Source organism: Staphylococcus coagulans (assembly GCF_022557135.1).
Taxonomy (GTDB): Bacteria; Bacillota; Bacilli; order Staphylococcales; family Staphylococcaceae; genus Staphylococcus; species Staphylococcus coagulans.
In genome coordinates this window covers 88,986-101,765 of the sequence record NZ_CP092966.1, presented here as the reverse complement: position 1 = coordinate 101,765, position 12,780 = coordinate 88,986, and the positions used below count along the sequence as shown (strand labels likewise).

Below are 12,780 nucleotides of genomic sequence, written 5' to 3'. Positions count from 1 at the left end.
TTATGTCGTAACTCAATTATGCAAGTTTCCCACTGTTTTGTTATAACGCTTTGTCTTATTAGTCATTTGCATTTTTAAAAAATTCTCTATATGTCGGATTAGGATATTTATAGAAACCTTCACCTGTTAAAGCCCTAATTTTCCTACGTCCATATAATTTTTAAGAAATCAGCTCTAAAAATAGCCACAAATATAATAATTAAAGGCAAAAAAGAGGAAGCGATATCTTATCGATACTTCTCCCTCTTCTGTTTTTATTAAATTATCTTAAAATATGTTTCTTACTGTATCGATCTACTTATAACTCATATTGTTAAGCAAATATATCTCTTCATCTGTAGAAAGTCTAAATTTATGATAGCGTTTTGGCTTCTTTAATTTCTTCTGCCATTTTATCACTGTATCCGAAGAACCAAGTTAGTATGAACCCAACCGAAAATGAGACAATAAGTACTAAAATATATAAAGGCAATTGTCCGATGTCTTTAATGAACAACAACATGCCCGGGAGTACTGTAATTGCCATTCCAGAAGCTTTGAGATGGAATAATGATGCCAAGAATCCGCCAGCAGCACCTCCAACTAATCCACAAACAAACGGTTTAAAATATCTTAAATTCACACCGAATATCGCAGGTTCTGTAATACCTAAGAAAGCTGAAAACGCTGAAGGTAAAGCTAAAGCTTTCAATTTCTTTTGACGTGTTTTAAGTCCCACTGCAACTGTTGCAGCACCTTGTGCAGTCATCGCTGCTGAAATAATCGGATTAAATTCATTATATTTGAATTCTTCTAACAATTGAATTTCCATAAAGTTAAAGATATGATGCACACCCGTTACAACAATAATTTGTTGGAAGAAACCTATAAGCAATCCAGCAATTCCAAACGGTAAGTCGAGAACCCATTTCGTACCTGCTAAAATAACTGTTTCTAATCCATGGAACACAGGCCCGATAGCAAAAAGACCTAATGTAATCATAACGAGCAATGTTAAGAAAGGCGTAACGATTAAGTCGATAGCATCTGGTATGCGTTTACGTAAAAACTTCTCAAATTTTGCGCCAATTAGACCAACAAAAAATGCCGGTAGTACAGAGCCTTGATACCCTACAACAGGAATGAGACCAAAAAATTTAAGCGGTGCCGCGGAACCTTCACCAACTGCATAAGCATTCGGTAACGCTGGGTTTACAAGCATGAGCCCTAATACGATACCGAGTACGGGACTGCCGCCAAACACTTTAAAAGCACTCCATGCGACCAGTGCCGGTAAAAATGCAAAAGCTGTATCTGTTAATACTTGTGTAAACAGAATAAAATTCGGCGAGATATCTTTAGGTGTCATCCCCATCCAAGATAAGATTTGCTCATTGACGAGCACACCACGCAATCCCATAAATAAGCCTGTCGCCACAAGCACAGGGATGATTGGAACAAATACATCTCCGAAAGTTCTAATCGCCCGTTGGAACATATTGCCTTGTTGACCGCCCTCTTGCTTCACTTCACTAGCTGAATGGCCTTCTATCCCCAAGCTTTCAACCGCATGATAAATTTTATTTACCGTCCCTGTACCAAAGATCACTTGGTATTGTCCTGAGTTATAGAAAGCCCCTTTCACTTTATCTGTTTGCTCAATTTTGTCTTGATTGATTTTTTCTTTGTCATGAAGTACGATGCGTAGTCGTGTCGCACAATGTGCAATCGACTTGATATTTTCTTGCCCTCCAACAGCCTCTATGACTTGTCTTGCAATTTGTTTATCTGACATGGCCATGATACAACGCCTCCTAGATTTTTATTTATAATTCCATGAATTCGTTAACTTCTGCGAGCGTAGGTAGACTTCCGATAGCGCCTTCCTTTGTCGTTGATAATGAAGCGACAGCATTACTAAATGTCAACATGGACTGTGCGTTTTGTTGAATATAGTCAAATGACTGATTATGGGCTTGCCCTGTCAATAACTGATAAATGATTGCGCCGATAAATGCATCTCCTGCACCCGTCGTATCTTGTACTTTCGATTTATATCCTTCATGTTGGGCAATCTTGCCTTGTTGCGTATAAATGGATGCGCCCTTTGCTCCTTCTGTATAAATGATGACTTGCGTATTCCCTTTAAATAATTGTTGAATCGATGCTTCATCCTTACTTCCTATTAAATAAACCAGTTCTTCGTCTGCGATTTTAACGATATGAGCTTTTGGCATAAAGGCTAAGACTGTCTTTTTCAATTCATCGACAGAAGGCCATAGAGGAAATCTTAAATTCGGGTCAAAAATAATCGTGCCATTGGCTTTTTCCATTTGTTCAATCGCTTCGATATGCGCTTTTTTCATTGGCGAAGGGATAAGATCAACAGAACAAAAATGAAGAATATCATCTGATTTAAAATTCAACTTAAGTGATGACGACTCAAGCAACATATCAGCTGATGGTTTACGATAAAATGCAAAATCACGCTCTCCTGACGCTGTTAAACTTACAAATGCGAGCCCTGTATTCGCTTCATCTGTTCGACTGATTGAAGTTGTATCTACACCTTGCTTTTGTAGTGTTTCTTCAATTAAGTCTCCGAATGCATCTTGACCTAATTGCGTAATCAGCGCCGATTCCCCTCCAAGTCGCGCAACACAACTGGCTACATTTGCAGGTGCCCCGCCCACTTGAGGCTCAAATCCTTTCACATCTTTCAGTTCAACGTCTCGTGTTTGTGGAATAAAATCAATAAGTGCTTCTCCAATTGCATATAATTTTGCCATTATTGCCCTTCTTTCAAATCATATTTTGTAATATCAAGCGTCACATGGCCACCTTCAGAATGGATACGTATCCCATCTGATGAGACTTTCGGGAAAATTCTAGACGTCATTACCGCCTGGCCATCATTAAGAAAAATTTCTACACTCGATGTATCGACATAAATTTGTAAACGATAAAGTGCATCCGACAATGTAACTGAACGGGTTGTACCGTCAACCTGACCTGGTAATTGTCCACTCAATGTTCGATCAAGCGTAAAACGTTGCATATCGGATTCATACGATAACCGCGTATATTCTTCTTCTGATTGCCTAATATCCATATAGAACCCTTTTGATGCATTTTCTAAAACATCAATATTTAACTCATAGTGTGTTCCAGTAAATTGTTGTAACATTAAAGATTGATCTGATATATCAAAAGTAGCTTGTAATTTCGACTGTCTTAATTGTTGAAGCGCTTTAATCGGCTGCTGAATGAGACGATGATTTTGCACAGACAAGACTCTTGGGATTGTTAAGCAATGCGCCCAGTCATCTTGATCTGTCGGGTATGTCGTATCGGGTAATCCCATCCAACCGATTAAAATTCTTTCATCATCCGCACCTATCATCGTTTGAGGTGCATAAAAATCAAATCCATGGTCTAATTCATTAAAGTCATCATGCGTCAATTCAAGTGTGTCAAAATTTAAAGTTCCCATTACATAACCGGATTGATAAATATTTCGAAAGCGATCGCCGTGTTGTGCTACACCTTGTGGACAAAATAGAACGATGTCATGCCCGTCTATATTGAAATAATCTGGACACTCCCACATATAACCGAACGATGGATATTTTGTCTTTAACTCACCTTTTTGATGCCAATTGTTGAAGTCCTGAGACGCATAAACGACAATCGCACCTGTCATATTTTCACGTTGTGCACCGATAACGATGTAATAACTTTTACGCTTATCGTCATACCAAACTTTTGGGTCTCTAAAGTGTTCTGTATACCCTGTTGGTGGTCCTTCTATCATAGCTTGCTTATCAACGGCTTCTTGTCCCTTTAACGTGGAGACCACTTGATATGGAACTCTTGTCCATGATTGCGTTCTATGATTGCCTGTATAAACCAACCTCACTTCATTATCCACAATTACGGCTGATCCGCTGTATGCGCCATGTGAATCATACACGGTATCAGGTTTCACAGCAGGACCAATTTGTGTAAAATTCACTAAATCAGGGGATGTCACATGATACCAGTACTTCATTCCATGAACCGCACCAAAAGGATGCCACTGGTAAAAAATGTGGTATAGCCCTTCATGATAGACAAGCCCATTGGGATCATTTAATAAACCTGAAATAGGTTGAATATGAAAAGATTGGCGCCACTTCGCATGTTTGACCTTCTCTGTCAGTCGTTCCATCTCTTCAGTTGGCACATCTTCCAATGTTCTATACTTTAATGCTCTCGTCCACTCCATCTCTTCCCTCCTTTTTGGAACCGGTACCAAAATATCTCAAAAAAAAGTAAAATGCTTTACACTGCGAATTTTACTTTTTATAACGAGAAATGTCAACGCTTTCTTTTTCATCAATATAGAAATCCATGCGCTGAACTAATGGTACTTCTTCACCTTCTAACAATTTCATCATAGACAATGCTGCAATACGACCTGTCTCTTCGTAAGGAAAAACAATCGTTGTAATCATAGGTGTAACAATCGATGTTGTTTCATAACCACCGAATCCAGAAATTGACAATGACTTAGGCACATCCAGTTTTAGATCTAGTGCAGCTTTTAACACACCTAATGCGATATTGTCTGTCGCACAAATCACCGCTTCATATTCATGAATCACTGATTTTGCCAACGTCTGTGCATCGCTCAATTTAAACGACGTTGTATGAATATCTGCCTGTTGATCCGACTCTGCTAGCCCATCTAAGACACCCCGACGTCTATGAATCCCAACCGCTTTATCCGATGCATCCACACCAAAGTAGGCAATACGTTTAAAATGACCCGTCCCAAAGTAACGCCCTATCAACCGGCCTGCTTCATAATCATTTTGGACAATCGAAGGAATCCCCTCATAAGACTGCCCCACTAATATTACTGGCACATTAACCGTATGAATCGCCTTCACATGTGCATCTGTAAGTGTCGTAGCAAATAAAATAATGCCATCCACCTTGTTTTTCGCAAGTGTGTATATCGCATTAATCTCAAGTTGTTGATCCAAATCGGTATTGACGATCATGGTTTGATATTTTTTAGTTCTCAAATACGTCTCAATCCCGTACAATGTTTGGTTCGAAGCATAAGAACTCAAACGAGGTACAATCACGCCCATCATCTGTGTACGCTTTGCCTTTAAACTTTGTGCAAATTGATTCGGACTATACCCCGTCTCCTTCACAACACGCTCAATCTTCTGACGCGTCTTTTCACTAATTGAACCACCATTTAAATATCGAGACACCGTACTCTTCGACACCTGCGCAAGTCTTGCGATATCACTAATATTCATCACGTTCACCTCAATGTCTATCATAGCATAAGTGGTGATAGTCACAATAAGATTATAAAGGTTTACTACACTAGTTTTACTGATGTAGTATGGTCTATTTGTATCTAAGCAATAATATTTAAAGTAAGTACAATCGCGTTTATTTTAATCTAGAATGATAGCAATATAAAATTTAAGTTAAAACAGCAAATTTAATCAAATAGTCCTGTTTGATTCATACTCAAAAATTTACAATACTTTTTATACAGTTCTTTATACATAAAGCTGGAAAAACTAGTATCATTTTTATCGCCTGCGTGAAATAAAATTAAAATTTCTTCATTAGTCAAACACCCTTTATGCTTTTCAATAAATTTGTTTACTAAGTTTGAGCTAATGCTAACTGTTAATAAATCTTCCAAAGAATCTAAAATTAAATTATTTGACACGCAAAAGCTATATTTAAGCTGAAATGGTCCCAAAGAAAAATCTTTATTTGTACTGTAACTATGAAAATATTTTACCAATAAATATTCTACTAATTTCAATGTATTCGAACCTCTATGCATATTTTCTACACAATAAATATAACTTAAGCAAGCAAAATTTTCCTCATAATTTATTTTTAAGTATTTCATCACGTCTTTATTTTTTTCAAATATACCTACGATTTTATTTGAATAAAATTCAATCATCTTTAGAAATCCTATCCCTTGAAATATTTATTGCCTTAATTTAATGGAACTAACTAATTCGCTTTATATGAATAATTAGTCATCTTCTTGTCTATTATTACTATGACTTTCATTGTAATCATTGATAGTTATTTTCATTTTCTTTTCAAATTTTACAGGATTTATAAAAAGGCTTAATGGGAGTGACAAGAAGTATAATATTATTGCGGTTTTTTGCTCTTTCCATACTTTTTCCAAATTTATGTCATCAAATAGTATAACTAAAACAATCATAGTAGTTATAGATATAACAAATGACACAAAAACAAAACCAGCATATATAATATTTAAATACTTTCTCATACTATAATTGGGCAATGTATCTTTATTTCTATAAGCTGGATAAACTATTAAAATTGAACCTAATAACGTACTTAGCATACAAACAGTACACACTATTTCTGTTTTGTAAAAATTATTTATAACTAGAAAAACAATTAAATTGTAACTTATGATTAACAAAATCCTAATTAATATGTTCTTTGATTCTATACCTACTACAAAAAATTCTGATAAAGAAAAATACTCTTCTGGTGTTAAATTTTTTTGAATATCAAAAATAAACACTAAAAAGTAGGCGAAGAGAATCACCAAAAAACCAACTATCATATTATTTAAAACTATATCAAATTTCATGTTTGTCTCCCTTATGCTTGTCTATTTATTCTTCTACAGTACGATTCTAAAAGTCAGTTATGTTGTACTTTCTAATCCTCATTAAAGACTTTAATAAATTCTTACGTAGTAGAAAGCGTTGCTAAACAAGCACTTGCTATTATCACACGTTTTTCCTAATACTTTGTATAAGTTCTTAAATGATTCATTAATTATTCCACAAATCAGAACACACGTTCCCGGACAACACTACTTTACTTTATCGTATATTTACTTTAATGTAAACATACTTTGCACTACATATTGAAGTGCACTTAATTAAAAGGTCTAGCTAAAAACTCAATCATAAATTAACTTATTTCTATATAAATTCCTAAAGCCTATGCCCATGTGTAAAGATAAGTGAGATACATAATTAGAATTTCGCTCTTATAGAATTTACTGAAACGTAAAGCAAAAATAAAAACAAATATTCTAGTACAAAATCACTCCAAGCCATCATAGATTTAAGTTGCTGATAAGACCCCATCTTCCATATGGAAAACTTTATCGCAATATGTCGTAAGCCGTTCGTCATGCGTCACGACAATGCATGTTTTATTTTTTTCTTGTGTCTGCTCTTTTAAAATTTTCATCACTTCCATAGCGTTTTGCGTATCGAGAGAGGCTGTTGGTTCATCGGCTAATATAATTGAGGGCTTCGTATACAACGCTTTGGCTATTGCGACACGCTGTTTTTGACCTCCAGATATTTCACTAGGCAATTGATTTTCAATGTCTTCAAGGTTTAATTGAGCCATCAATTGTTGATATTCTTGCGTGCTTAACACGTCTTTTTTCTGTTTCTTTAATAATTGAAATTGTTGCTTCACTGTTAAAAATGGCACAAGATTTGTCGCTTGCAAAATGAAACCAATCTCCTGCATCCGTGTATGCGCCAAGGCTTTTTGAGACATCCCTGAGACTTCCTTACCATTAATAAGAATCTCTCCAGAAGAGGGCGTTTGGAGTGCGCCTGCCATCGTTAAAAATGTGCTTTTCCCAGAGCCTGAGGGTCCAACAATCGCAATAAGTTCATTTTGTTCGAACTTAAGAGATGTCGGTTTGACAGCTTCTATTTTTTTATTACCATCTTGAAAGTATTTCGTCACATTTTTGAATTCTAACATTTCCTACACACTCCTTTAGCCAATAGCTTTTAGTGGATCCACTTTTCTAATCGTAAAGATTGAAAATAAACTTCCTAATAACGATACAATGATAAGCACAACACCGTATATCAGTAGTGTGACCATATTAAATTTTATAGGCACAACACTTGGTAGGAATGCACTTGTGATTAAAGTTAAAATAAGCCCTATCACTGTTCCAATCACTGCAATAATCAAGGTTTGTGATAATACCACTTTGGCTAAGTAACCATTTGTAAATCCTTGTGCCTTTAAAACACCGAACAAGTTTGTTTTTTGTAAAGTGATGACATATAAAAATATACCTATTACAGTTGCTGAAATCATAAATAAAAATGAAATCATAAAGTTTAACGTCAAATTCTGAGCTGTATAGCCGGGTAAGTTTTTAATAAAATCATCAATCCCAATCGCTTCTAAATGCGCATTTAAATCTTTTTGATGCCAGTTTTGATCACGCACTACAACTGCATTAACTTTAGATTCATCTAAAGTCGGATTAATCTTCTGTATCGTTTTTTGATTAGAAAATAGCACTGGAGAAGCATTATATTTCGCACTCTCACTAAATCCCACTATTTTTAACTTCTCGTCAGATTTTGAAAGTGATAATTGATCGCCTACTTTAAATCCTTTTTCTTTTAAAGTTTGATCAGCAACGACTTCATCATTAGATTTAAACTTTTTACCCTCAATGATTTTGGGTATTAAAAAAGAATTTTCAGCCACACCAAACAACAACGCACTTTCTTTATGACTACCATTTGAAATAATGACACCTGACTGTTTTAAGGTTGCTTGTTGTTTGTACGTTTCTGGAATATCCTTTTTATTATACACAGATTGTTCCACAGTTTGGTTTGCATCTTTATTTAAAATAATCGCATCTGCATGCCACTTATCGATACCTTCTCTATTCATATTCATTAAGCCACTCGCTAAACCTGACAGTAAAAAAAGCAAATAACTAATCATCATTAACACACCAATAATCAAGCTGAATTTCAGCTTATTTCGTTTAATTTCATTCCATGCCAGAAACATAAGTGCCCCCCTTTCGATTCGTACCAGCCTATGTATTTTAAGTACATGAAGGAAATGGCTTAAAATCATTTGTATCAAATTATACCCTTCAACATTGAAAAATATCTATATGTACCTTTTTCATTAAAAGAAAACACTGCATTAGGGATTCCTAGTCTTTCAAATAGATTCTGTTTTGACTATAAAGAAAGCCCTAAGACGATTGTTAAAAATCATCTTAGAGCTATTATTTTTCCATCTTTAACAATGACTATGGAGACTAATTTGTGATTTTCAGAATAATATCTTTATTTTTTGAGACATCAATCTGGTCACGAATTTGAGACTTAATTTGATTGCGCCTGGCTTGCTTTAAGATACTGCTCGAAGCGTTATTAGGTTGATACTGGTCCCAATATTCTAATTCTGCATATAGTTCACGACATGTTTTCATCATATAACCACCTTTAAATTAATATACAATAAAATAGCTCTTCAAATTAAGAAGAGCTTTACACATCTTCTCATCTTTCAGTATTAGATACTGTTGGAATTAGCACATCGCATTTTAGCTGTTGCTGGAGTTTCTAAGGGCCAAATCCCTCCACTCACTCTTAATAAGAGAACTATTTTATTAACCTTATTATAACATAAAACAATTTGAACATCGGCGTTTAAAAATCTACAAATTTAATATAGATTGAAAAATAAGTAGTAAATCTAAATAATTAGAATTGTACCTAGTTATTTGACACATTCATTTTGTATATATTTACGCTCTATGGTAATATCATTATGCGTAAAAATGCGAGATACTAATAAAGAAGAAGGTTTAAATATATTATGAAGGAAAATTTTTGGCGTGAATTGCCACGGCCATTTTTTATTTTGGCACCTATGGAGGATGTGACGGATATCGTCTTTCGTCACGTTGTGAGTGAAGCAGCAAGACCTGATGTATTTTTTACTGAATTTACGAATACCGCAAGTTTTTGTCACCCAGAGGGCATCCACAGCGTTCGTGGTCGCTTAACTTTTAGCGAAGATGAACAGCCAATGGTCGCACATATTTGGGGTGATCAACCTGAACAATTCCGCGAAATGAGTATCGGCTTAGCTGAAATGGGTTTTAAAGGTATTGATTTAAATATGGGCTGTCCTGTAGCAAACGTTGCTCAAAAAGGGAAGGGCTCTGGACTTATTCTAAGACCTCAAGTTGCTGCTGAAATTATTCAAGCCACTAAAGCAGGTGGGCTACCGGTAAGTGTTAAAACACGCCTAGGCTATTACGAAATAGATGAGTGGAAAGATTGGTTAAAGCATGTTTTGAAACAAGACATCGCAAATTTATCCATCCACCTTCGTACACGTAAAGAGATGAGTAAGGTTGATGCCCATTGGGAATTAATTGAAGCCATTAAGAACTTACGTGATGAGATTGCGCCAGATACATTATTAACGATTAACGGCGATATTCCAGATCGACAAACCGGGCTTGAACTTGTCGAAAAATATGGTGTCGATGGCATTATGATTGGTAGAGGCGTATTCCATAATCCCTTTGCTTTTGAAAAAGAGTCCCGTGAACACACTAGTAAAGAGCTATTAGATTTATTGAGATTACATTTATCATTATTTCAAAAATATAATAAAGATGAAGACCGCCAATTTAAAAGTTTACGTAGATTCTTTAAAATATACGTGCGTGATATTAAAGGGGCGAGTCAACTTCGCCATCAATTGATGAATACTGAATCTATCGCTGAAGCACGCGAATTACTCGATGCATTCGAAGCACAAATGGAAAATCGTACGCTAACTTAATCATTGTAATTATTAAAACTGAAGTTTAGACATAACCTTAAGCTTAAATAAAGAATCGACAAAGTAAAACCACATTTACTTCGTCGATTTTTTGTATTATTAAGAAAATAATAGCTCCACACACGCTCATGAAAACACAATGCTCCCCAGATGCTTTAATAGATTAATAACAACTAAAAAAGTGGTAAACAGAGAGGTAATAGCAATCAAATTATAGAGGTTAGGATAACTTCTCTCATTATCCCAACGAGAAATGAGTTGGCTTGGTACATAGATCTTTTCTAGAATACCTAATCTAATAGCATACATCCTCTTATAACAGCTTCTTTATAATCAAAAAACCATTTAAGAGTACTTCAGTATCTAATGATTTTGCAATATATATTAAAAAAAGCTATGCAAAATTTGTAGATCTTATTTAACAGGTATTTTATGTTTCCATAATTGAAATAAAAGATTTCTAGAGATAAAAATTTATATCATTAAGTACTTTCCTCATCAGAATACTATAAACCAATAATAAAAAACATCTAAATCAAATCTCAATGAAGCATAACAAATATGTATTATTTGAAGAAAGCGGGAGGTAATTATATTCTTTTCTATTACATATTTCTAAGTAGTTGCTTTACTTTTCAAAATGTCACAAAAATCAATAATGCCTACACAACTGCTCATTCTATAGAAAACGCTTACAACGTATAATTTCCTTAATAATAACGAGGTGATTATATGGCAAAACAAGTAAGCACTAAAGAAAAGTATTCCTTTGGTTTTGGCGCATTTGGGAAAGATATGGTCGTTGGTTTTGTAGGTATGTATTTAATGTTTTACTTCACTGATGTATTAGGTGTCAGTGCTGCGTTCGTAGGAACTTTATTTTTCATTGCACGTATTTGGGATGCAATTAATGACCCGATTATGGGTATGATTATTGATAATACACGTTCAAGATGGGGAAAATTCCGTCCCTGGATTTTAGCAGGAACGCTTGTAAACTCCATTTTTTTCATTTTGTTATTCACAGACTTTGATTTAAGTCAAACAAGCCTATATATTTATGTCTCTTTAATTTATATTCTTTGGGGGATGTCTTACACAATGATGGACGTGCCTTACTGGTCATGGTTACCTAACTTAACGAATGACCCAGTAGAACGTGAAGAAGTTTCAATTGTCCCACGTGTGTTCGCAAGTACAGCAAACTTAATTAACGGAACATTTGGATTAACTTTCATTTATTTCTTAGGCACTTGGTTTGGTAAACAAGAAGGTGATCAATCAATTGGATTCTTCACATATGTCTTAATCATTACATTGATTTTTATCCTCACGATTTCATTTACAGTTAAAAATGTTAAAGAAGCACCGACAAATACAGGGGAAGGCATTAAAGTAAGATTTAAAGACATTTGGCGTATCTTATTTACTAACAAAGAACTGCTTGCCTATATCGGAACAATCCTATGTTTCTACTTAGGCGCACAGTTTCTGGCAACAACGCTACTTTATTACTTTAACTATGTTGTTGGTTCTAAAAGTCTCTTTGCTTTATTTAATGCTTTAGGTTTTATGGAAATGGTTGGCTTGATTATTTTCCCTAGAGTTGCAAAATGGATTACTCGCGAAAAAGTGTATCCTTTAGCGACAGGGTTAGCTGTTGTTGGGTTAGCGATTCTCTTCATCTTCGGATTCATAGCACCGACTTCAATTTACCCTGTGATTGTCGGCACAGCAGCCATTAAATTAGGTTTCGGCTTGATTACCGGGGTAATTACCGTTTCTATCGCTGATGTCATTGACTATAGTGAAGTGAAATTCGGACAACGTAATGAAAGTATTATTACTTCCACACAAACTTTTTTAGTTAAAACCGCAATGGCACTATCAGGATTAGTCATTGGATGGAGTTTATCTCTGTTTCATTATGCTCCTAATATTGAACAAACAGAATTTACTAAAAATGGGATACGTTTCTTAATGATGGGGATGCCTGTGATTTTCATCTTGATCAGCTACTTTATCTACAAATGGGGCTATAAACTTAAAGGGGCATTCTTGAAAGATATTGTTCAGACACTTGAAAACCGTAAAAATAGAGAAAAGAGCGTGTAATCA

The 12,780-nt window shown here is 35.0% G+C and carries 11 protein-coding genes and 1 riboswitch; of the genes, 2 read left to right on the top strand and 9 right to left on the bottom strand.

The genetic code is table 11. From position 1 onward, the window contains the following. Positions 1 to 352: 352 nt before the first annotated feature. The 9 genes from KM149_RS00480 to KM149_RS00440 all read right to left on the bottom strand — a co-directional run bounded on the left by KM149_RS00480 (position 353) and on the right by KM149_RS00440 (position 9,292). Positions 353 to 1,780, bottom strand: a complete 1,428-nt coding sequence (locus KM149_RS00480) for a sucrose-specific PTS transporter subunit IIBC (RefSeq protein ID WP_214970664.1) — start codon at positions 1,778 to 1,780, stop codon at positions 353 to 355. Positions 1,781 to 1,805: 25 nt separating this feature from the next. Beyond that, positions 1,806 to 2,768: a carbohydrate kinase family protein gene (locus KM149_RS00475; RefSeq protein WP_241415430.1), complete on the bottom strand. Its 963-nt coding sequence runs from the start codon at positions 2,766 to 2,768 to the stop codon at positions 1,806 to 1,808. Beyond that, on the bottom strand, positions 2,768 to 4,246 hold the full coding sequence (locus tag KM149_RS00470; protein ID WP_182362005.1) for a glycoside hydrolase family 32 protein: 1,479 nt from the start codon (positions 4,244 to 4,246) through the stop codon (positions 2,768 to 2,770). Before KM149_RS00470 ends, KM149_RS00475 begins: the two co-directional genes overlap by 1 nt. A gap of 70 nt (positions 4,247 to 4,316) precedes the next feature. Then, positions 4,317 to 5,297: a LacI family DNA-binding transcriptional regulator gene (locus KM149_RS00465; RefSeq protein WP_182317990.1), complete on the bottom strand. Its 981-nt coding sequence runs from the start codon at positions 5,295 to 5,297 to the stop codon at positions 4,317 to 4,319. 191 nt (positions 5,298 to 5,488) lie between these two features. Beyond that, on the bottom strand, positions 5,489 to 5,971 hold the full coding sequence (locus KM149_RS00460; protein WP_214970670.1) for a hypothetical protein: 483 nt from the start codon (positions 5,969 to 5,971) through the stop codon (positions 5,489 to 5,491). 75 nt (positions 5,972 to 6,046) lie between these two features. Next, a complete protein-coding gene (locus KM149_RS00455) occupies positions 6,047 to 6,646 on the bottom strand; it encodes a hypothetical protein (RefSeq protein ID WP_060829154.1) in 600 nt (199 codons plus the stop codon). A gap of 485 nt (positions 6,647 to 7,131) precedes the next feature. Next, on the bottom strand, positions 7,132 to 7,794 hold the full coding sequence (locus tag KM149_RS00450; protein WP_214970673.1) for an ABC transporter ATP-binding protein: 663 nt from the start codon (positions 7,792 to 7,794) through the stop codon (positions 7,132 to 7,134). A gap of 15 nt (positions 7,795 to 7,809) precedes the next feature. After that, positions 7,810 to 8,859: an ABC transporter permease gene (locus KM149_RS00445; protein ID WP_214970676.1), complete on the bottom strand. Its 1,050-nt coding sequence runs from the start codon at positions 8,857 to 8,859 to the stop codon at positions 7,810 to 7,812. A gap of 259 nt (positions 8,860 to 9,118) precedes the next feature. After that, on the bottom strand, positions 9,119 to 9,292 hold the full coding sequence (locus tag KM149_RS00440; RefSeq protein WP_214970678.1) for a hypothetical protein: 174 nt from the start codon (positions 9,290 to 9,292) through the stop codon (positions 9,119 to 9,121). A gap of 67 nt (positions 9,293 to 9,359) precedes the next feature. Beyond that, positions 9,360 to 9,462: riboswitch (SAM riboswitch) on the bottom strand. A gap of 219 nt (positions 9,463 to 9,681) precedes the next feature. Here KM149_RS00440 and KM149_RS00435 point away from each other — a divergent pair. Together KM149_RS00435 and melB are read left to right on the top strand one after the other, a co-directional pair. Further along, a complete protein-coding gene (locus tag KM149_RS00435; RefSeq protein ID WP_182280836.1) occupies positions 9,682 to 10,662 on the top strand; it encodes a tRNA dihydrouridine synthase in 981 nt (326 codons plus the stop codon). A 732-nt stretch (positions 10,663 to 11,394) separates the two neighbouring features. Then, the gene (gene melB / locus KM149_RS00430) at positions 11,395 to 12,777 is read left to right on the top strand and encodes a melibiose:sodium transporter MelB (protein ID WP_214970681.1); all 1,383 of its coding nucleotides are present in this window, start codon (positions 11,395 to 11,397) and stop codon (positions 12,775 to 12,777) included. Positions 12,778 to 12,780: the final 3 nt, after the last annotated feature.